This is a genomic window from Nonomuraea sp. NPDC051191 (assembly GCF_044455665.1).
Classification (GTDB): Bacteria; Actinomycetota; Actinomycetes; order Streptosporangiales; family Streptosporangiaceae; genus Nonomuraea.
Window position 1 is genome coordinate 93,889 of the sequence record NZ_JBITEZ010000015.1, and the last position, 20,253, is coordinate 114,141.

Below are 20,253 nucleotides of genomic sequence, written 5' to 3' on the forward strand. Positions count from 1 at the left end.
CGTCTCAGTGGCCCGCGTCTCAGCCGTCGACATCGAAGCCCTCCCCGGTCAGTCCGACGAACACGTCCTCCAGGCTCGGCCGCAGCACGGCCAGCCCCCGTACGGCGACCCCCTCGCCGACCAGCGCGGCGTTGATCCGCTCCGGCGCGTCGCCGCCCAGCTCGGCCGTCACGTCGGCGACGCCGGGCCGCACGTCGGCCAGCCCCAGCCGGCCGAGCACCCGCGCGGCGTCGGCCACGTCGGGCGTCTCGATCCGGACGCGCGTGGCCAGGCCGCCGTTCAGCGAGGCGATCGTGCCCTGGGCGGCCAGCCTGCCGGCCCTCATGATCGCCGCGTGCGTGCACATCTGCTCGACCTCGGCCAGCAGGTGCGAGGAGACGAAGACGGTGGTGCCGCCGGCGGCGATGTCCTTGACCAGCGCGCGCACCTCGCGGGTGCCCTGCGGGTCGAGGCCGTTGGTCGGCTCGTCCAGGATCAGCAGCTCGCGCGGGCCGAGCAGGGCGGCGGCGATGGCCAGCCGCTGGCGCATGCCGAGCGAGTAGTTGCGGTAGCGCTTGCCGGCCGCGGCCGACAGGCCCACCCGGTCGAGCGCGACGGCGACGCGCGCCCTGGCGGTACGGCGCACGGCGGTGGGGTCGGCGGCGTCGAAGCGCATCAGGTTGGCCTCGCCCGACAGGTACGGGTAGAACGCCGGCCCTTCCACCACCGCCCCCACCCGGGGCAGCGCCCGCGGCAGCGGCAGGCCGAGCAGGGAGTGCTCCCCCTCGGTGGGCGCGATCAGGCCCAGCAGCATGCGGATGGTCGTGGTCTTGCCCGAGCCGTTGGGGCCCAGGAAGCCGTAGACCGAGCCGCGCGGCACGGCCAGGTCGAGCGCGTCCACGGCCACCTGGCCGCCGCGGAAGCGCTTGGTCAGGCCGCGCGTGACGATGGCGTGCTCCCCGGAGGGCGGGGCCGCCCCGAAGGGCGCCCCCGCTTCCTGCGTGACGGCGGTCGTCACCTGACGCCCGCCGCCTGGGTGATCTCCTCCGGGGTGACCGCGCCGACCAGCAGGCGGCCGTCGTCGGTCAGCAGGACGGTGACGAGCTTGGTCCTGATCAGCCGGCCCGAGCCCCACGTGCCGCTCACCGGGGTGGCCGACTTCAGGACGGTGTCGGCCAGCGCGGCCGGATCGGCCTTCGAGCCGTCGCCGGCCCCGGCGCCGCCCGTGAGGTCCTCCGGCTTGAACGGCAGGACGGCCACGGTCGTCCAGCCGTCGCCGACGACCTTGAGCTCGCCCGCGACCTTCTCGGCCCGCTCGGCGTGCTCCTCGGCCCGCTTGACGTCGCCCAGCTCGCTGAGGTCCTGCTCCTTCACCTTGGCGCCCGCGGGCGGGGTGAAGGCGAAGTTCTCCGGCGCCGGTGGCGTGAACGTCACCTGGGTGAAGCCGACCTGGAAGGCCGGTTCCGCCGAGCCCTTGGCGTAGACCTGGACCTGGAGCGGGACGTAGGTCTCGCCGTCGAGCGCCAGACGCACCTCCTGCACCAGCGAGCCCTCGTCCTTGGGCGCCAGGACGAGCTGGTAGACCGGACGGCCGGCCACCTCGGCGGTGTTGATCACGCGGACCGCGGTGTGCTCGTCGGCCTTGGCCAGCAGCTGCTCGGCCACCTGCGCCGGCGTGAGCTGGGTCGGCGGCGGGGTGGGCCGCTGGTGCTCCCGGCCCGCGCCGGGCTTGATGGTCAACTTGGTGGCGGTGTTGGTGGCGCTCTCCCAGTACCAGCCCTGGTCGCCGTTGACGATCAGGTTGGTCTCGTTCAGCTGGGTCGGCATCGCCACCCGGAACCGGTCGGCGCCGCCGTACCAGACCTTGATCTCGTGCGAGCCGGACAGCAGGCTGAGCGGCGACTCGGAACCGGTCTGGGGCAGCGACGGCAGGCCGAGCGAGGCCGTCTGCTGCACGGTGCCGGACATGGGCGGCACCCCACCCCCCTTGCTCGTCGCCGCCACGGCGTCGGCCAGCAGTTGCTGGGCCGAACGCTCGGGCAGGACGGGCTCGCCGCTGACGGCCGCGATCACCGGGCCCGCTCCGATCGCGCCACCGATCAACGCCGCCGCGGCGATCGGGACTCCCCACCTCACGAACGTGCCTCTGCGCATCTCACTCCTTAACGGTATGTCGATGACCAGAGCCTGCGGCATGCATCCTGTGGCCGGCCTGAGACTGTCTGAGACGCCTCTCAGCCTTCTCAGCGGCGTCTCAGGTCAGGGACGGGAGAATCAGCACATGAGAGTACTGGTCGTCGAGGACGAGCGGCGGATGGCCGCGGCCCTCCAGCGCGGGCTGCAGGCCGAGGGGTTCGCCGTGGACCTCGCCCACGACGGCGAGGAGGGCCTGCACGCGGCCCGGCAGGGCGACTACGACGTCGTGGTGCTGGACATCATGCTGCCGAGGTTGTCGGGCTACAACGTGTGCAAGCAGTTGCGCGCCGAGGAGAACTGGGTGCCGATCCTCATGTTGTCGGCCAAGGACGGCGAGTACGACATGGCCGACGGCCTCGACCTCGGCGCCGACGACTACCTGACCAAGCCCTTCTCGTACGTGGTGCTGGTGGCCAGGCTCCGGGCCCTGCTGCGGCGCGACGCCGGGCGGCGGCCGTCGGTGCTGGCGGCCGGCGACCTGTCCCTCGACCCGGCCCGCCGGAAGGTGCAGCGGGGCGAGACGCCGGTGGAGCTGACGCCGAGGGAGTTCGCGCTGCTGGAGTTCCTGATGCGCCGCCGGGACGAGGTGGTGTCGAAGTCGGAGATCCTGGAACACGTGTGGGACACCTTCGACACCGACCCCAACGTGGTCGAGGTCTACGTCGGCTACCTGCGGCGCAAGGTCGACGCCCCGTTCGGCAGGAACGCGCTGCAGACCGTGCGCGGTGCGGGCTACCGGCTGGCGGGCGACGGTGGCTGACTCCCCCGTGGCCTGGTGGCGGCGTCAGGGGCTGCGGTTCAGGCTGACGGTCGCGGCGGCCGCCGTGCTGGGGCTGGCGCTGGCGTTGTCGGCCTCGGTGCTGCTGTCGGTGCTCGACCGGGCGCTGATCGACACCGTCGACGAGTCCACCAGGCAGCAGGCCCAGAGCGTGCGCGTGGCGGCCGACGGCGGCACGCTGACCAGCCCGATCACCACGCACGACGGGACGATCGTCCAGGTGCTCGACCGGAGCGGGCGCATCACGCACGTCACGTACGGCACCGACCGGCTGGTGCCGCTGCTGGACGCGGCGGCCAGGGCCAGGGTGCTGCGGGAGGGGCGGGCGACGTTCCTGGACGGGCGGCCGTACGCGATCCCGGGGCCGCTGCGGGTGGTGGTCCTCAGCGCCGACCACGGGCAGACGGTGCTGGCGGCCCGTCCCATCGGCGAGATCCAGACGAGCCTGGGCGTCGCCGGGCGGGTGCTGCTGGTCGGCACACCCGCGCTGGTCGTGCTGCTGGCGGTGGCGAGCTGGCTGATGATCGGCAGGACGCTGCGCCCGATCTCGTCGCTGCGCCGGGTCGCGGCCGAGATCACGCACACGGCCCGGTCCCGGCGGCTGCCGGTGCCGCAGTCGCGCGACGAGGTGTACGCCCTGGCCACCACGCTCAACGGCATGCTGTCCCGGCTGGAGGAGGCCGAGCAGCGCCAGCGCGCGCTGGTCTCCGACGCCGCCCACGAGCTGCGCAGCCCGTTGGCCAGCATCCGGCTGCAGCTTGAGGTGGCGCTCGGCCATCCGGAGGGCCAGGACTGGCGGGAGACCGCCGAGGGCGTGCTGGAGGACGCCCTGAGGCTGTCCAGGCTGGCGGAGGACCTGCTCGCGCTGGCCCGCCTGGACGAGCGCGGCGGCGTCCCGGCCCGCGACGAGCCGGTCAACCTCGACGAGGTGGTGCGCCAGGTCGCCGAGCGGTACGGCGAGGCCCGGCTGACCACGTGCGACCCCGTGGTGGTGCGCGGGGACGCGCTGGACCTGAGCCGGGTGCTGACGAACCTGATGGACAATGCCGTCCGGCACACCTCGTCGAAGGTCGAGGTCGCGCTGACCGCCGACGGCGTGCTGACGGTGACCGACGACGGGCCCGGCATCCCGGAGCGCGACCGGGAGCGGGTGTTCAACCGGTTCACCCGGCTGGACTCCGGCCGCAGCAGGGACGAGGGCGGGGCCGGGCTGGGGCTGGCGATCGTCCGGGAGACCGTGCGCGCCCACGGGGGGACGGTGGTGCTGGAGGACGCGGCGCCGGGCCTGCGCGCCGTGGTCCGCCTTCCGGTGTCCCGCTAGGCGGGACCGGGCGGGCCGCCGGGGTGCTCGGCCCGCGCGACGCGTTGGGGGCGCCGGCGGGCTGCGGTCAGTGGCGGGGGTAGTGGGGGATCATGGAACGTTCCTGGTCAGGCGGCCGTGCCCTTCTCCGCGGTGGACAGGAAGTCCTGGGCGATGAGCGGCAGGCGGCGGCGTGCGTGCACCACGGCGATGACGCGTCGCACGGCCGGTTCGAGTGAGCGCACCACCAGGCCCGCCCGGGCGGCCTGGTCGGCCATGCCGCGGTACCACAGCAGCGAGGCCCGGCCGGCGCGGACCGCGTTGAGCCAGCCGTTGCGCTCGTCGGTCTCCAGGACGACCACGGGGGTGACGGCGTACTTGCCGAACATGGCGTCGAGCTCCCTGCGCCGCGAGCTGCCGCGGGCGGGCAGCGCCAGGCGCATCCCGTGGAGCTTGCCCATGGGGACCGGGTTGGGCAGGTCGAGCCCGGGCGGGGAGATCAGCACGATCTCCTGGCGTTCGAGCGGGTGGGTGATGAGGTCGGTGGGCACGGGCAGATCGGTGAGCCCGAGGTCGGCCCGCTGATCCCGGATGGCGCTGACGACGCCGTCACGGCCGTCGCAGCGCACGATGTGCACGCGCACCCCTGGGTGCTCGGCCGCGTAGGCAGGGAGCAACCGCCCCGCGAGCCCGGGTTCGAGACTCGGTGTGGCGGCTATGCGCAATTCGGCATCCGTCATGCCGGCGTGGTTGGCCAGGCCCTCGATCTCGTGGACGGCGTCGAGCGCCTCCCTCGCCAGCTTGACCACGCGACGGCCCTGTGCGGTGACCACCACGCCGCGGCCGGAGCGGGCGAAGAGCGTCATGCCCAGCTCCCGCTCAAGATCGCGGATCGCGCGGGACAGCGCAGGCTGCGCGATGTAGAGCGACCTGGCCGCGTCGGTCATGGTGCGGTGCTCCGCAGTCGCGACCACATAGCGGAGCTGCTGGAGGTTCATGCCAAAGAAGCTAGGACACCGCCCCGCTCCGGGACCGGGAGATAGCGGAGATCACCTCGATTGATTTCGGAGCGTGACCGAGTACCGCTACATCCGTGACGGGTGATAAATCAGTATGCTTTTGCCCCAAATTTGGCAAAGATCCTTTGGGGTCTGCCGCAAAGCCGTGCATTGCAGACAAGCGGGTTAACGGGGAGACACGGTGACAGCAAACGGGCAGTATCCACCTCCGCCACAGGGGCCAGGGCAGCCCCAGCGGCCTCCTTCGCGGCCCTGGCCGCCGCCGGGCTACGGGCAGCCGCAGCCGCGGGGCGGTCAGCCCTACCCGCAGGCTCCCCCGCCGCCCATGCCCCCGCCTCCGCAGGGCCCGCCGCCCGGTTCCCATCCCTATCCGCAGCAGCAGCCCCCGCCGAACCGCCCGCAGCAGCAGCCGTCGCCTCCACAGGGCTATCCGCCGCAGCCGCCGCAGCCGCAGGGCTATCCGCAGCAGCAGCCGCAGGCTTATCCGCCGCGCGGACCGCAGTTCCCGCCGCCGCAGTACGGGCAGCAGTTCCAGCCTCCGCCGCCGCCCCCGCCGCCGCCGCCCATGCCCACGCGACAGTGGCCGCAGCAGCCGCGCAAGAAGTCCGGCATGGGGGTCGCCGGCGTGCTCGGGGCCGTGTTCGGGTCGCTGGCCGCGCTGTTCGTGCTGATCGTCATCGGGGCGGCGATGCTGAAGTCGTCCAAGCACACGGAGACGACCACGCCCGTCGCGATCCCGTCGTACGAGCCGTCGCACAGCGACGAACCCTTCCCCACGCGGGAGCCCACCCGCGAGGCCGAGCCGACGCGCGAGCCGTCCGAGGAGCCCACCCAGCGGCCTACAGAGCGCCCGACGGAGCAGCCGACCGAGCAGCCGACCGAGCAGCCGACCCAGGAGACGGTCACGCCGCCCAAGCAGGTCACGCTCAACACCAGCCTGAAGAACAACACCCTCTACAAGGCGGGCACCCTGCCGCGGGTGAACTGCCGGGCCGGCAACGCGAACGTCTTCAACCACAGCCAGCTCAAGGCGCTGATCCTGAAGACCGGCCGGTGCATGGACAAGGCGTGGGGGCCGATCCTGCAGCGTCAGGGCATCGCGTTCCGCCCGCCGGGCTACGCCATCGCGGCCGGACGCGGGCGGGGCGCCTGCGGCGACTATCCGTCGGCCGGGAGCATGGTGCCGTACTACTGCCCGCGCAACAACACGATCTACGCCTCCACCTCGGCGATGTCCAGGGGCAACGGCAACTCCCGCGGCTACGGCCAGATCATCTCCTGGCACGGCGGCATCATCAGCATGATGGCCCACGAGTACGGCCACCACGTCCAGAACATCAGCGGCGTGATGGACTCCTGGTGGCAGGGCACCCTGGCCTCCTCCAGCCAGAGCGGCAAGATGGCGCTGAGCAGGAGGCTGGAGCTGCAGGCCACCTGTCTGGGCGGCATGTGGATGCGCTCGGTCGCCGCCTCCTACCCGGTCCCGTCCTCGCTGCGCTCACGGCTTTTCTGGTTCTACGCGCAGGTGGGCGACTATCCCGGCTATCCGCGCGACCACGGCACGCCCGCCAACAACAACCGCTGGTTCCGGCAGGGGTGGGAGCGGGACAAGACGTACCAGTGCAACACGTGGATGGCGCCGTCCTCGACGACCTCCTGACAGACACGTGGCGTTCATCTCATGTTGAAGAGTTGTCTCTGATGTCCAGGTATGGGGGCTAGAATCCTGGCAATCTTGTGCCCGACATGGGGCGAACGTCATTTTTGCCTGGTAGGCGTGTGAAGGAGCCGGTGTGAGCAAGCGCGATGGGGTGGACCCCGTGCCCGGAGGCACCAAACGGCGCGCTCCACGCCCGCGCAAGGGCTCCTCCCCCGCGCCACGCTTCGCCAAACCCCTGACGATCGCCTCGATCATCGGCTGGACGGCTCTGTCCGCCCTCGTGCCCGGCGCCGCGCATCTGCGGGCCGGGCGCCGTCGTACCGGGCTGATCATGATCGGCGTGTACGCGGTGGTGCTGCTCTCGGCCCTGGCCTTCGGCCTGACGCGGGACCTGAGCAACGTGACGGGCCTCGCCGAGGACGGCGCCATGGTGACGGTGATCGTCATCGCCGCGGCGTGCGCGCTGGCCTGGTTCGCCGTGATCGCCGTCTCGTACGTGGCGCTGGGCCCGAACAGGCTGAACCAGCAGGGCCAGGTGGTGACCGGGATCGTCGTGGGCGTGCTGTGCGTGGCCGTCATGTCGCCGTTCGCGCTGACGGCCAACTACGTGCTGGCCGGGCGGGAGGCGGTCAACGCGATCTTCCCGTCCCACCCGGACCCGGAGAACCCCATCCAGATCAAGAACCCCGCGGACCCCTGGGACGGCAAGGCCCGGGTGAACTTCCTGCTCGTCGGCGGCGACGCCGCGGGCAACCGCGTCGGCGTGCGCACCGACAGCATGACGGTGGCCAGCGTGGACACCAGGACCGGCAACACCGTCCTGTTCAGCCTGCCGCGCAACCTGCAACACGTGCGCTTCCCGCCGTCCTCGCCACTGGCCAAGCACTTCCCCAACGGCTACATGGCCGAGCTGCCCAACGGCGGCCTGCTCAACGAGGTCTGGCAGTACGCCAACGACAACCCCCAGCTCATGGGCGGCAAGAACCGCGGCCCCCGAGCCCTGATGGACGCCATCGGCTACACCCTGAACCTCAAGATCGACTACTACGCCCTGATCAACATGTACGGCTTCGCCGCCCTCGTGGACGCCATCGGCGGCCTGAAGATCCGGGTCGAGCGGGACGTCAAGTGGGGCGGCCACTTCGGCACCGCGGGCACGATCAAGGCGGGCTACCGCAAGCTGTCCGGCGAGCAGGCCCTGTGGTACGGCCGCTCCCGCGTCGAAAGCGACGACTTCTCCCGCATGGGCCGCCAGCGCTGCGTCATCGGCGCCTTCGCCCAGCAGGCCACCCCCGGCGTGATCCTGACGAACTTCACCAAGATCGCCGGGGCGGCCAAGCGGCTGGCCCAGACGAACATCCCGCGTCCGCTCGTCGCGCCGCTGGCGGACCTGGCGCTCAAGGTCAAGGACGCCAAGATCACCAGCCTCCAGTTCGTGCCGCCGGACTTCTACTCGGGCCGGCCCGACTGGGTCAAGATCCGGGCGGCCACGAGGAAGGCGATCGCCGACTCCGACCGTTCCGCCCGCCAGGCCCAGACCGCCAACGTGACCGCCTCCCCTGGCCCCTCGGGCTCCCCGACCACCTCGCCGTCGCGGACGCAGGCCCAGACGGGCACGCAGGCCGGGACGCCGACGGAGACCCCGACCCGCAACACCCAGAAGAGCGGCGCGAAGTCCCTGGCGGAGCTCTGCGGCCTGTAACCGCCCCGCCCTGCCGATCCACCCCGCCCTGCCGGATCCGCTCCGGCAGGGCGATCCCGCGTGAGGACCCCCATGGGGGCGGCGCCGACGGCAGATCGCGGAAGCCCGCCGGTCCCCTTGGTCACACGAGCGCGGTCTTGCGCGGCATCACCGCGAGAGCGCCCAGGTAGAGCAGGGCGGCCACAATGAGCAGCCCCTTGTAGCCGATCACCAGCGCCAGGTACTCCAGGCAGCCGCCGACCATCGCGCCGAGCAGGTTCGCGCCGAAGGACGTGGTCGCGTCGGCGGTGTCGGAGAAACGTTTGGCGAAGACCACGTTCGCGGCGAAGATCGGCAGGAACGCCACCGTCACGGCCGCCACGGCGCGCAGCGGCACCGGCAGCGACAGCAGCCACGCGTTCGGCACGAGCCAGGCCAGCAACAGGCCGGCCAGCAGCACGGCGTACATGACGGGCAGCGGCGGGGTGCGGAAGCGGCGGGTCACCTCGACGGCGGCGAGCACGGCGACCAGCACCCCGGCGAAGACGATCGCGTTGACCACCCAGGTGGTGCCGAACAGCAGCGCGAAGCCGGTCACGCTCTTGGTCTCCAGCAGCATGAACGCCACCCCGAGCAGGAACAGGTCGGAGTAGGGCTTCATGCGCCCGTACGGGCCCGCCACGACGCGGACGGCCAGCAGGCTGACGATGAGGATCAGGCCGAGGGTGATGATGTAGATCGGCGGGATCGTGCGGTCCTTGAGGTAGAGGAAGGGACGGTCGTCGTCGGCGGGCGCCGGGGTGCCGGCGGCGGCGCCGGGCCACTCGCTCGCGCAGCGCTGGTCGGAGGCGGTCAGGCCGGCGGTGATGACGGCCTGCTGGCCGGCGGTGCTGACCACGTCGACGCAGGGCTTGTGGCCGAAGGCGGCCTGCATGGTGGAGGCCAGGCGGTCGACCAGCCAGCTCTCGCGGTAGTAGTTGTACATCGAGAAGGTGCCGCCGGGCCGCAGGTGGGCGCGGGCGGCCTTCATGGACTCCTCGGTGAACAGGTAGCTCTCCAGCCGCAGCGAGCTGGCCCCCGACACGAGTGTGAGCGAGTCGGGCAGGGCGAACAGGATCAGGTCGTAGCGGTCGCCGCTGCGTTCCAGGAAGGCGCGGCCGTCGGTGATGTGCGTGGTGACGCGCGGGTCGGCGTAGGGCTTGTCGGGGTGGACGGCGCCGCCCAGCTCGCGCAGCTTGGGGTCGATCTCGACGGCGTCGACGTGCTGGGCACCCTTGGACAGGGCGATGGCCACGTCGGTGCCGCTGCCCGCGCCGACGATCAGCACGTCCTTGGGCGGCCTGGTGGTGCGCTCGTAGGGCAGCCCGTACTGGCGCTCCCACTGCAGGCGGGCGTAGGCGGGCACGGCCTGCTGGTGGGGGATGCCGTTGACGGCGATGTCGGTGACCGGCACGCCGAGCATCTGCATCGCCTTGTAGGTCACCTTGTAGTACGGCGACCACAGCGCCCCGGCCGTCAGCGTCTCCGACAGCAGCAGGCCGACGACCACGAGCGCGGGCAGGACCACCAGGCCCAGGTAGAGCGAGCGGGGCCGGGGCACCAGCAGCAGGCCGTAGCACAGGGCCGCGACCGCGCCCCAGAACACCGGCGGCGCCGACAGGAACGACAGCGCCGTGAACGCGGCGATCCCGCTGAGGCTGCCGATCAGGTCGTAGCGGTAGGCCTCCAGGCGCGGCAGCTCGGGGAAGCAGCGCCCGACCAGCTCGGCCGGCCCCATGAGCACCGCCGCGGCGGCGACGAAGATCACCGGCAGGATCAGCCAGGCGGGCGGCCCGACGGTGCCCAGGCTCGTCCAGTACAGGACGCCCTCGGTGTTGCGGTCGACGGTCACCGGGAAGGCCAGCACGAGGGCCACCAGGACGAGCAGGACGACCGGCGAGTAATAGGGCTGGCGCCGCGAGCGCCCCACGCGCAGGAATCCGAGTCCGATTCCAAGAAAAGAACCGAGCAGGACAAAATTGGTGAAATAACTCAGATGAACAATGTTCGATCCGGTCCACCGGATGAGCGCCAGTTCGAGGAAAAGCATGAAGGCACTGGCGAGAACGAGCCTCGGCCGGACCGGCAGCCAGTGATGTCTTTCTCCGTCGGAAACCGGCGTCTGCGCCTGGAGCGTCATGATGCATCACCGTAGTGAACAGACCGAAAACAAGGAAGTCTGACGCCCCGGAAACAATATCCGTCCGCTTCGCCAGTTATGCCATGTTTTCGCAGGTCACAACCGCTGCAAGGGGCTGGACGTGCCTTGGCGGATGCAGGAATGTTGGGTCGTTCGTTTTCCCCCTATGTTCGGTGGTGACTCATGCGGGTCCTGATCCAGCTCCGCCCCTCCCCCGATCTGGTCGCGGCCGTCGCCGACCCCGGCCAGACCGCCACCACGGCCGATGTCGCCGACGGTCTGCCCGGCGTCGAACTCGACACGGCCTTCACACCGGTCGCCGTGCCGAGGCCGGTCCCGGTGGCCGGCGGCGATCCCCTCTCCCTTCACCAGCCACTCACCTTCTCGCTGGCCGCCGAGGACGCCTCCGTGCTCGTCCGCGGCACGATCTCCGACGACGAGCTGACCTCGCGGGTCACGCTGCTGCCCACGCTGCGGCCCGACGTCGTCGGCGTGTTCGCCGATCCGGTGATCGAGTCCAGCCTGACCTGCGGCGGCAATCCGCCGGTGGGCGACTGGCACGACGTCGAGCGCCTGCTCAACGTCGCCGGCCTGCACGCCGAAGGGCTCGACGGCGCCGGGGTGGCGCTGGCCGTGCTCGACACCGGCATCAACGCCGCCCATGTCGCCAGACAGCTCGGCCGCGGCGTCACGCTCGACGCCGAACGCAGCTGGAGCCCCTCCGGCGTCACCGGGCGGGCCGGCCAGTTCGAGGTCGACCACGGCACGATGTGCGCCTTCGACGCGCTCATCGCCGCGCCGCAGGCGTCCCTGATCGACGTCCCGCTGCTGCGGTCGGCCCGGCCGGGCGGTTCGGCGCTCGACGGGCTGCTGTCCGACGCGGTGGCCGCCTTCACGCACCTGCGCACGGTGCTGGAGGCCCAGCCGGCGGCGTCCAGATCGCTGGTGGTGAGCAATTCGTGGGGGTCGTTCTCCCCCGAATGGGACTTCCCCGTCGGGCATCCGGGCAACTACTCCGACAACGCGGCCCACCCGTTCAACCTGGTGGTTGCCAGCCTCGACCGGGCGGGCGCGGACGTGCTGTTCGCGGCGGGCAACTGCGGCAAGGAGTGCCCCGACGGCCGGTGCGCCTTCCCCAACCGGCCCATCGGGGGCGCCAACTCCCATCCCAAGGCGCTGTCGATCGGCGCGGTCGACGTCAACGGCGAGCGGGTGGGCTACTCCTCGCAGGGCCCCGGGCGGCTGACCGCGCGCAAGCCCGACGTGTGCGCGTACACGCACTTCTCGGGGTCGCGGGCGTTCGGCGACGGCGAGCCCGACACGGGCACCTCGGCGGCGACGCCGGTGGCCGCCGGGCTGGTGGCCGCGGTGCGCACCCGATGGCCGGCCGCCAAGCTGTCACCTGCGCAGCTGCGGGCGCTGCTGCGGCGCACCGCCGAGGACCGCAGCGAGGTGGGCTTCGACTACGACTACGGCTACGGGACGGTCGATCCGGCGGGCATCCTGGCCGCGCTGCACCGGCGGGCCAGGGCGGCGGCCTGATCGCGGGCGGGCGGGCCGTCCCGGAGCGGCCCGCTCACGCGGTCTCCCGGTTGAACACACGGGCCCCGACGGCCAGGCCGACCACCGCCAGGACGGCGGTGACGGCGACGCCGAGCCCGACCGTGCCGGTGGCGTAGTGGCCGGCGAACAGGTCGCGCAGCGCCTCCAGCACGTACCTGAAGGGGCTGAGGCGGGACAGGACGTCCAGCCAGCCGGGCGCCATCGACATCGGCAGGAACGCGCCCGACAGCAGCACCAGCGGGATGACCGCCGTCGACATCACGGGTGCGAAGAGCTGCTCGCCGATGGTCAGCGCGACGGCGTACGACATCGCGGCCAGGCTCGCTCCCAGCACCACGACCAGCACGAACCCGGCCACGAGCCCGGCGATCGGCACCCGCATCCCGAAGGCGAACCCGACGGCCAGCAGCATCACCGTCTGGACGACCATCGTCACGGCGTTGTTGAGCACCCGTCCCAGCAGCAGGGCCAGCCGGCTGGCGGGGGTGACGCGCAGGCGCTCCAGCACGCCGAAGCGCCTGTCGAAGACCACCCCGAACCCGGCCAGCCCCATGCTCATCAGGCCGAGCTGGACGATCAGCCCCGGCACCAGCACCTCCCAGGTGCCGAACGTGGCGAAGATCGGCCCGAACAGCACCAGGAACAGCAGCGGCTGGACGGCGCCGAAGACGATGCCGAGCTTCTGCTTCAGGGTGGCGCGCAGGGAGTGGCGGAACAGCACCCAGGTGTCGCGCAGCATCAGACCCCCGCCTCCTCGCGCAGCGACCTGCCGGTGATGTCGAGGAACGCCTCGTCGAGCGTGCGGCCCGCCTTGAGCTCGGCCGGGGTGCCCTCGGCGGCGATGCGGCCGCCGTCGATGATCAGCAGGCGGTCGCAGAGCGCGTCGGCCTCGTCGAGGTAGTGGGTGGTCAGGAAGATCGTCACGCCGTGCTCCTCGCGCAGGGAGCGGACGTGCTCCCACAGGTTGGCGCGGCTCTGCGGGTCGAGGCCGGTGGTCGGCTCGTCCAGGAAGAGCAGCCGGGGGTCGTGCAGCAGGGCGAAGGCGATGTCGAAGCGGCGGCGCTGGCCGCCCGACAGCGCGCCGCCCACGCGCTCCTCCAGGCCGGCCAGGTCGAGCCGGGCCAGGACCTCGCGGTACCTGGACCTGGCCGCGGCCCTGGTCAGGCCGTACAGCATGCCTTGCAGTTCCAGCTCGTCGGCGAGCGGGGCCATGACGTTGACGCCGCCGCCCTGCGAGACGTAGCCGATGCGGCGGCGCACCTCGCGCGGGTCGCCCAGCAGGTCGTGGCCCGCCACGGTGGCGGTCCCCGAGGTGGGGCGGAGCAGGGTCGTCAGCATGCGCATGGTCGTGGTCTTGCCGGCGCCGTTGGGGCCGAGGAAGCCGACGATCTCGCCGGCCTCCACCGAGATGTCGACGCCTTTGACGGCCTCCACGCCGCCTTCGAAGGTCTTGGTCAGACCTGTGGTTCTCAACATGTGTGATCGCCTCCAAAATTAGGGTAACCACAATTTTGGGGTCACTGCAAACTTGGTATCATGGCGGCATGGAAGAGGGGCTGCGGGAGCGCAAGAAGCGGGAGACCAGGCAGCGCATCGCGGACATGGCGATGGGGCTGTTCATGACGCGCGGGTTCGACAGCGTGACCGTGGCCGAGATCGCGCGGGCCGCGGACGTGTCGGTCAACACGGTCTTCAACTACTTCCCGACCAAGGAAGACCTGTTCGCCGACCGGCAGGAGCTGGTGACCGACCTGCCGCAGCAGGTGGTGCGCGGGCGGCGGCCGGGCGAGAGCGTGGCGCGGGCCTTCCGCCGCGACTTCCTGGACGCCCTCGACTCACGCGACTGGCGCTACGGCCTCAACGCGGGCGGCGACGTGTTCGCCCGGATCGTCAACGACAGCCCGTCACTGGTGGCCAAGCTGCACGAGCTGCACGTCGCGCGGGTGCAGGCGCTGGCCGCGGCCCTGGCCGACGAGCTCGACGCCGACCCCGACGACCTGACCCCGCGGATGGTGGCCACGCACGTCCTCGGCACGACCAAGATCCTCACCGATCACGCGATGACCCGGACGCTGGCGGGCGAGAGCTGGGAGACGATCGCGCCCGACCTGCGGGCGCAGGCCACGGCGGCCTTCGACCTGCTGGAGTCGGGCATCGGCGGCTACTGCGTGCGGCCTCTAGTTGTTGGAGAAGATGGCCGACAGGATGCCGGCCCCGAGCCCGAGGACCATGAACGCGGCCCCGATGATTAGCAGGATCGTGGCGATCATGCCGCAGACACGGCCGGCCTGCACCGCGCCCCGGTTGTCGTAGGGGTAGCCGCTGCCGTCGATCTCCTTGAGCGCCTTGTTGCCCATCGACCAGGCGAAGGGGCCGAGGATGCCGCAGACCACCAGGCTCAGGATGCCGAGGACGAGGATGGTGGTGCCGTTGGGGTGGCTCTGGGGCGGCGGCCCGTAGTAGGACGGTCCGTAGTTCGGATACGACATGCCCCTTGCGCCCCCTTGCCCCTGTGACTATCAGGTGCGATTTATACCACAGGCAACTCCTTGATCATGTTGCTGCATCATGGAACGGCACATGACCGATCTTTAGGAGCCTGCCCCCGTGCGTGAACGCGTCCAAGCCCTCCTCGCCGACCGGCGCTTCCAGCGTTTCATCGTCGGCGTCATCCTGGTCAACGCGGCCACCCTCGGCCTGGAGACCGTCCCCGCCGTCGCCGGGGAGTTCGGCCACGTGCTGGTCGCCATCGACCACGTCGCCCTGTACATCTTCGTGGCCGAGCTGCTGGCCAAGGTCTACGTCGAGCGGTCGGCGTTCGTGCGCGACCCGTGGAACCTGTTCGACACCGCGATCGTGGGCATCGCCCTGGTCCCGGCGTCCGGCGGGCTGTCGGTGCTGCGCTCGCTGCGCATCCTGCGGGCCCTGCGCCTGCTGTCGGTGGTGCCGAGCCTGCGCCGGGTGGTCTCGGCGCTGCTGCGCGCCCTGCCCGGGATGAGCTCGATCGTGGTGCTGCTCTCCCTGGTCCTGTACGTGGCCGCCGTGATGGCCACCAAGCTGTACGGCGACGACGCCCCCGAGCGCTTCGGCAGCCTGCCGACCTCGCTGTTCACCCTCTACCAGACGATGACCGGGGACGACTGGGGCAACATCGCCCGCGAGGTGATGGGCGCCCACCCCACGGCCTGGATCTTCTTCACCATCTTCATCCTCGTCTGCACGTTCGTCGTGCTGAACCTGTTCATGGCGGTCGTGGTGAGCGCCATGGACGAGGAGTCGGCCGAGGAGCGGGCGGCGCTGGAGCAGGACAACAGCGTGCACACCCAGCGCATCCTGGAGGAGCTGAGCGCCCTGCGCCGCGAGGTCGCCGAGCTGCGCCGGCAGGACGTCGCCGGCTGACCCGCCCGCCGGCCCCGGCCGCACGGCTAGCGCGAATAGAACTCCACCACGAGCTGCTCGTCCACCGGCACCGCGATCTGCTCGCGCTCGGGCCGGTGGGTGAGGGTGAAGCTCAGGCCGGCGTGGTCGACCGTCAGGTAGGGCGCGATGCGCTCGTCGGCGTGCACGCCCTCGGCGGCGGCCACGAAGGGCTGCATGCGCCGCGAGCGCTCCCGCACCGTGATGATCTGGCCCGGCTTGACCAGGTAGCTGGGGATGTCCACCTTGCGGCCGTCCACGGCGATGTGGCCGTGGGTGACGTACTGGCGGGCGGCGTAGATCGAGGGGGCCAGGCCGGCCCGCAGCACCAGGGAGGCCAGGCGGCTCTCCAGGATCGTGACCAGTTCGGCGCCCGAGGCGCCCGGCTTGCGTACCGCCAGGTCCCAGTAGCGGCGCAACTGCCGTTCGGACACGTCGTAGTACCAGCGCAGCTTCTGCTTCTCCAGCAGCCGCAGCCCGTAGTCGCCGGTGGTGCGGCGGTTGGTCTTGCGGCCGTGCTCGCCCGGCGGGTACGGCCGCTGCTCGAAGTAGCGGACGGCTTTCCTGGTCAGCGGGACGCCCGCGCGACGCGACAGTCGCACCTTCGGGCCGGTGTAGCGCACGTTCACCTCCATGTGGTTAGGTAATCCTTACTTAGGTAAGCCTAACCTACCCGTGGATGTGATCTCAATGTTGCCCCTCGCCGAGCGGATCCGTACTCTCGCCTCGACCTCGACGCCGGCCAAACTCACGGTGGACGGCGTCCACTGCCCCGCCCGCGGCGGCGTGGACGAGCGCGGCCGCCCGGTGCTGCTGGTCCGGCCCGGCGAGCCCCTGCACGGCCTGCGCGAGGACGCCGTGGTCGCGGTGAACCTGACGGCCATGCGGCAGCTCGGCGAGGTGACGCATCCGCGGGCGCTGATCGAGGTGCACGGGTGGGCGGAGGCCGTGCCGGAGTCGCAGGCCCGCTCCGCGGCGGTGGCGGTGGCCGCGCACAGCGCCGACGAGGGCCTGTTCGACGCCCTGGAACGGTACGGTCGCCCCGGCGCCCCGCGCCTGCTGCGCCTGGACGTGGCCCAGGTGGTCTACCTGACCGGCCAGGAGTCCGGCGTGCTCGACGCCGACGACTACCTCGGCGCGGCGCCCGACCCGCTGACCGAGACGGCCGAACGGGTGATCGCGCACGTCAACGCCTCCCACCGGCCGCAGCTCACCGCGGGCGTGGCCAGGCAGCTCGGCGAGGAGCCCGGCGAGGTGTGGCTGTGGGAGCTCGACCGGTACGGCGCCACCGTGCGCGTGGACGAGTCGCTGGTGCGCTTCCCGTGGCCGGTCCCCGCCCGCTCGGAGCTGTGCCTGGAGACGGCGTTGCGCGGGCTGCTGTGCGCGTGTTGATCACGATTGACGCCGTATTTTCCGGGCGGACGTCCACTACCGGCCGACCCATGCCTCCGCCTCGCTACCATCGGGGTACGTGAGCGGAACCCATCGATCAGCGGCGCGAGCCGCCTCCTCCCCGTCCGAGGGCGGCGGGCGGCGCGGGCGGGCGCTGATGGCCGCCGGGGTGCTGCTGGGCACGCTCATGCTGGCCACCGCGGGCGCGCTCATGGGCGACACGTTCAACTCGCCGGGCCTCGACCCGGTCCACTGGCCGCACGACGCGCGCCGGACCTCCGGGGAGCCGGGGCCCGTCGCCACCGACTCCCGCCGCCCCGTCGCGGTGAGGTCGGAACGCGCCGCCGTCGCCTCCGGCCCCGTCGCCGACCGGCCCGCCAAGACCGCCACAGGGCCCGCCGTGGGCCGTACCGGACCTTTCGTGGCCGGTTCCACACCGCCGGGCGGGTCCACGCCGTCGGCCGTCCAGCCGGAGGGCGGGCGGGGAACGCGCCGCCCGCACTCGACCGTCCCCGGCCCCGCCGCGACGGCCCCGGGCCGGACCCCGGCGCCGTCGCCGTCCCGCCCGCACGGCTCCCGGCCCGGCCCCACGCCGACGCCGTCCTGGAGCACGGGCCCGGCGGCGAGCGCCCCGCCGTCCCATCCGCACGGCACCCCGCCGGGCCGCGACCCGTCCAGGACCCACGGCCCCAAGAGCCGGACGTAGCTCCCCCGCCTGTAGACGGGCGTTCACCCAGTTGTTGATCATCCGTCGCCGGTGGCCCGTAAGGTGGGCTCCCCATCGGGGGGACGGAGGGCGATGACGCGGGAGTTCTGGGCGGACGACACGTCGTTGGCGAACGCGGCGCACGCCATGGACGAGTCCGCGGACCTGTTCGGGCGGCACGTGGACACACTGCTGGGCCGCCTGTCGGGCGGGGGCCGCTCTCCGTGGGGCATCGGCGTGGTCGGCATGGCCGTGGACGAGATCAACCTCCTGGTCGGCGAGGCGTGCACCCGCCTGCACGAGAGCATGACCAGCGCCGGGACGGGCCTGCGGGACATGGCCGCCGTCCGCCGGGCCGCCGAACGGGCGACGGTGCCGACCGCCCAGGTGATCGACGCTTCATGACGGTGATGCTGCCGCCCCAACTGGAGATCGCCTTCCAGGCGCTCGGCGTGCCCTGGCCCACCCAGGACGAGGACGGGCTGCGCGCCGGCGCGGCGGCCTACCGTGAGTGCGCGGCGGCGCTCGTCGTCCAGGTCACGCCGCTGGTGCGCGAGTCGCTCGGCCGGGCCGCCACCGGCAACGCGGGGCTGCACATGGAGGCGGTGGCCGCGTTCTGGGACGAACTGGACCGGGACGACGACCGCTCGGGCCACCTGTCCAGGATGGGCACGACCCTGAACGCCCTGGCCGACGCGCACGAGGCGGCGGCGCTGCTGGTGGAGGCGCTGAAGGCGGTGCTCGTCGCGCTGGCCGCCGGAGTGGTCGCCGTCCTGGTGTGGGCGGTGGCGGCGGCCGCGGTGAGCGGTGGGGCGGCGGCTCTCCAGGCCAGGTCCGCGCTCCTGTCGTTACGGGTCTCGGCCATGCGCTTCTGCCGGGCCTTCGTGCGCCAGCTGGAGCGCTTCTTCGCGCGCGACCTGGCCACGGGGCTGCGTGCGCTGCTGCACCCCGTCCTCAGCGCCCGCAAGGCCCGCACCCTGACGAAGGAACGGGCGGGCGCCCGGCCGGTCGGCGCCGCCGAACGTGACCTGCTGTCCAGGCTGAGCCGGGTACGGGACAAGGACGTCGTCCCGTACCCGCACGCCGGCGACGAGGGCGTCTACCTGGTCACCCTCGACGACGGCAGCCGCGCGATCTACAAGCTGCCCCCCGGCCGCAGCCCCCGGGAGACGGTGCCGAGGTCGGGCATGCCGCGCCGCGAGGCCGAGGCGTACCGGTTCAGCGAGCGCCTGGGCTGGGACCTCGTACCGCCCACGACGACCTGGGACGGCCCCTACGGGCACGGCTCGGTGCAGCTGTGGGTGGAGAACGCGCGCGGCGGAGGCATGGGACGCGGCGTCCCGGAGATCCAGCGCGAGCGCGCGGCCGTCTTCGACTACGTCATCGGCAGCCTCGACCGGCATTCGGAGAACTACCTGACCGACGAGGCCGGCGGCCTCCGGCTGATCGACAACGCGCTGTCGAACCCGCGGTCGCACACCCGGGCCATGCGCTCGCCGTTCCTCATGGCCTACCGCGACGAGCCGCTCAGCCCCGGGATCGTCGCCGACCTGCGGGCGCTGGACCTGGAGCAGGAGGCCCGGCTGCTGCGCGAGTCCGGGTTCGGGCACCGGGAGATCAGGGGCAGGCTCCAGCGGCTGCAGGAGCTGCGGGAGCAGGGCATGATCACCTCGTCGGCGTGGCGCGGCCGCATCCAGTCCGGCGACAGCTGGTGACGGCGGCCTCCGGCCGGTTCACCCCTCGCCGCTCCCGGGCGTCATGCCGCGCAGGAGGTAGCCGAGGCCGGTGGCGAAGGTGGCGTCCCAGTCGTGGCCGAGGCCGTGCGCGGCCAGCGCCGGGTAGCTGGCGGCCCGCTCGCGCAGGAACGCGTCGGTGTCGTGCAGGTCGCGGCGCTGCCAGGTGACCTGCATGATGACCGAGCCCATGACGTAGTTGGACAGGCTGTAGGCGGCCTGCGGGCCGTCGAGACCGGCCCCGGACAACGTCCGGTAGAGGAAGTCGGTGCGCTCCAGGGCGTTGGGGCCCATGAGCGGGCGGTCGAGGATGGTGGCCGACCAGGGGTGGCGCAGCAGGGCGGCGCGCCAGCCGTCCATCAGGTCGCGTGCGGCCGTGCGCCAGTCGTCGTGGTCCCCGGGGAGCGGCACCTCGCCGAAGACGGCGTCGAGCGCCAGGTCCAGGACGTCCTCCTTGGTGCGGACGTGCCAGTAGAGGGTGGTCGAGCCGGTGTCGAGGCGTTCGGCCAGCCGGCGCATGGTGAGCCCGCCCACGCCCTCCTCGTCGAGCAGCGCGAGGGCCTCGGCGACGATCCGGTCAAGCGTCAGCCTGGGCCTGGCGTCCTTACGGGGGCGCACCCATACGTTGTCCACCCGTCGGATAATACGCT

The 20,253-nt window shown here is 72.0% G+C and carries 20 protein-coding genes; 11 read left to right on the plus strand and 9 right to left on the minus strand.

All coding sequences use genetic code 11. The annotated features are described in order from the left end of the window. Positions 1 to 19 precede the first annotated feature (19 nt). Positions 20 to 997 carry an ABC transporter ATP-binding protein gene (locus ACIA8R_RS38105; RefSeq protein WP_364094310.1) on the minus strand — a complete coding sequence of 326 codons (978 nt, stop codon included), beginning with the start codon at positions 995 to 997 and terminating at the stop codon, positions 20 to 22. After that, complete coding sequence (locus tag ACIA8R_RS38110) at positions 994 to 2,133, minus strand: DUF2092 domain-containing protein (RefSeq protein WP_364094312.1); 1,140 nt, start codon at positions 2,131 to 2,133, stop codon at positions 994 to 996. Before ACIA8R_RS38110 ends, ACIA8R_RS38105 begins: the two co-directional genes overlap by 4 nt. Before the next feature lie 127 nt (positions 2,134 to 2,260). Between ACIA8R_RS38110 and ACIA8R_RS38115 the strand changes: the two genes are divergently transcribed. Both ACIA8R_RS38115 and ACIA8R_RS38120 read left to right on the plus strand, forming a co-directional pair. Next, positions 2,261 to 2,935, plus strand: coding sequence for a response regulator transcription factor (locus tag ACIA8R_RS38115; protein ID WP_364094315.1), 675 nt, complete (start codon positions 2,261 to 2,263; stop codon positions 2,933 to 2,935). Beyond that, positions 2,928 to 4,274, plus strand: coding sequence for an ATP-binding protein (locus tag ACIA8R_RS38120; RefSeq protein WP_357696005.1), 1,347 nt, complete (start codon positions 2,928 to 2,930; stop codon positions 4,272 to 4,274). The genes ACIA8R_RS38115 and ACIA8R_RS38120 overlap by 8 nt, the downstream gene beginning before the upstream one ends. 107 nt (positions 4,275 to 4,381) lie before the next feature. On the opposite strand, the gene ACIA8R_RS38125 is transcribed toward ACIA8R_RS38120, so the two are convergent. Next, a complete protein-coding gene (locus ACIA8R_RS38125; protein WP_357696003.1) occupies positions 4,382 to 5,251 on the minus strand; it encodes a LysR family transcriptional regulator in 870 nt (289 codons plus the stop codon). Between the two features lie 346 nt (positions 5,252 to 5,597). Between ACIA8R_RS38125 and ACIA8R_RS38130 the strand changes: the two genes are divergently transcribed. Together ACIA8R_RS38130 and ACIA8R_RS38135 are read left to right on the plus strand one after the other, a co-directional pair. After that, a complete protein-coding gene (locus ACIA8R_RS38130) occupies positions 5,598 to 6,932 on the plus strand; it encodes a neutral zinc metallopeptidase (protein ID WP_397042446.1) in 1,335 nt (444 codons plus the stop codon). A gap of 133 nt (positions 6,933 to 7,065) precedes the next feature. Beyond that, positions 7,066 to 8,634 carry an LCP family protein gene (locus ACIA8R_RS38135; RefSeq protein WP_357695999.1) on the plus strand — a complete coding sequence of 523 codons (1,569 nt, stop codon included), beginning with the start codon at positions 7,066 to 7,068 and terminating at the stop codon, positions 8,632 to 8,634. 121 nt (positions 8,635 to 8,755) lie between these two features. On the opposite strand, the gene ACIA8R_RS38140 is transcribed toward ACIA8R_RS38135, so the two are convergent. Beyond that, on the minus strand, positions 8,756 to 10,582 hold the full coding sequence (locus tag ACIA8R_RS38140) for a spermidine synthase (protein ID WP_364094326.1): 1,827 nt from the start codon (positions 10,580 to 10,582) through the stop codon (positions 8,756 to 8,758). A gap of 393 nt (positions 10,583 to 10,975) precedes the next feature. Here ACIA8R_RS38140 and ACIA8R_RS38145 point away from each other — a divergent pair, with 393 nt between their 5' ends. Further along, positions 10,976 to 12,334 carry a S8 family serine peptidase gene (locus tag ACIA8R_RS38145; RefSeq protein ID WP_357695995.1) on the plus strand — a complete coding sequence of 453 codons (1,359 nt, stop codon included), beginning with the start codon at positions 10,976 to 10,978 and terminating at the stop codon, positions 12,332 to 12,334. A gap of 34 nt (positions 12,335 to 12,368) precedes the next feature. On the opposite strand, the gene ACIA8R_RS38150 is transcribed toward ACIA8R_RS38145, so the two are convergent. Both ACIA8R_RS38150 and ACIA8R_RS38155 read right to left on the minus strand, forming a co-directional pair. Further along, positions 12,369 to 13,094 (minus strand): ABC transporter permease, encoded by a 726-nt coding sequence (locus tag ACIA8R_RS38150; protein ID WP_357695993.1) that lies wholly within the window; start codon positions 13,092 to 13,094, stop codon positions 12,369 to 12,371. Further along, positions 13,094 to 13,831, minus strand: a complete 738-nt coding sequence (locus tag ACIA8R_RS38155; protein ID WP_357695991.1) for an ATP-binding cassette domain-containing protein — start codon at positions 13,829 to 13,831, stop codon at positions 13,094 to 13,096. Before ACIA8R_RS38155 ends, ACIA8R_RS38150 begins: the two co-directional genes overlap by 1 nt. Positions 13,832 to 13,899: 68 nt before the next feature. Here ACIA8R_RS38155 and ACIA8R_RS38160 point away from each other — a divergent pair, with 68 nt between their 5' ends. Further along, positions 13,900 to 14,607, plus strand: coding sequence for a TetR/AcrR family transcriptional regulator (locus tag ACIA8R_RS38160; protein ID WP_364094332.1), 708 nt, complete (start codon positions 13,900 to 13,902; stop codon positions 14,605 to 14,607). Here ACIA8R_RS38160 and ACIA8R_RS38165 read toward each other — a convergent pair. Next, on the minus strand, positions 14,533 to 14,844 hold the full coding sequence (locus tag ACIA8R_RS38165) for a DUF4190 domain-containing protein (protein WP_357695987.1): 312 nt from the start codon (positions 14,842 to 14,844) through the stop codon (positions 14,533 to 14,535). The genes ACIA8R_RS38160 and ACIA8R_RS38165 overlap by 75 nt on opposite strands. Positions 14,845 to 14,962: 118 nt before the next feature. On the opposite strand from ACIA8R_RS38165, the gene ACIA8R_RS38170 reads away from it, so the two are divergent. Then, complete coding sequence (locus ACIA8R_RS38170) at positions 14,963 to 15,754, plus strand: ion transporter (RefSeq protein ID WP_397042447.1); 792 nt, start codon at positions 14,963 to 14,965, stop codon at positions 15,752 to 15,754. A 26-nt stretch (positions 15,755 to 15,780) separates the two neighbouring features. Here ACIA8R_RS38170 and rpsD read toward each other — a convergent pair whose 3' ends face one another. Next, positions 15,781 to 16,395, minus strand: coding sequence for a 30S ribosomal protein S4 (gene rpsD / locus ACIA8R_RS38175; protein WP_397042550.1), 615 nt, complete (start codon positions 16,393 to 16,395; stop codon positions 15,781 to 15,783). Positions 16,396 to 16,462: 67 nt separating this feature from the next. Here rpsD and ACIA8R_RS38180 point away from each other — a divergent pair, with 67 nt between their 5' ends. The 4 genes from ACIA8R_RS38180 (at position 16,463) to ACIA8R_RS38195 (ending at position 19,585) form a co-directional block, all read left to right on the plus strand. After that, complete coding sequence (locus ACIA8R_RS38180) at positions 16,463 to 17,164, plus strand: DUF2470 domain-containing protein (RefSeq protein ID WP_364094769.1); 702 nt, start codon at positions 16,463 to 16,465, stop codon at positions 17,162 to 17,164. A 79-nt stretch (positions 17,165 to 17,243) separates the two neighbouring features. Continuing rightward, positions 17,244 to 17,870 (plus strand): hypothetical protein, encoded by a 627-nt coding sequence (locus ACIA8R_RS38185; protein ID WP_397042448.1) that lies wholly within the window; start codon positions 17,244 to 17,246, stop codon positions 17,868 to 17,870. 93 nt (positions 17,871 to 17,963) lie between these two features. Further along, positions 17,964 to 18,275 carry a hypothetical protein gene (locus tag ACIA8R_RS38190; protein WP_397042449.1) on the plus strand — a complete coding sequence of 104 codons (312 nt, stop codon included), beginning with the start codon at positions 17,964 to 17,966 and terminating at the stop codon, positions 18,273 to 18,275. Further along, complete coding sequence (locus tag ACIA8R_RS38195; RefSeq protein WP_397042450.1) at positions 18,272 to 19,585, plus strand: hypothetical protein; 1,314 nt, start codon at positions 18,272 to 18,274, stop codon at positions 19,583 to 19,585. The genes ACIA8R_RS38190 and ACIA8R_RS38195 overlap by 4 nt, the downstream gene beginning before the upstream one ends. An 18-nt stretch (positions 19,586 to 19,603) precedes the next feature. On the opposite strand, the gene ACIA8R_RS38200 is transcribed toward ACIA8R_RS38195, so the two are convergent. Beyond that, positions 19,604 to 20,236, minus strand: coding sequence for a TetR/AcrR family transcriptional regulator C-terminal domain-containing protein (locus ACIA8R_RS38200; RefSeq protein WP_397042451.1), 633 nt, complete (start codon positions 20,234 to 20,236; stop codon positions 19,604 to 19,606). Between the last annotated feature and the right edge of the window lie 17 nt (positions 20,237 to 20,253).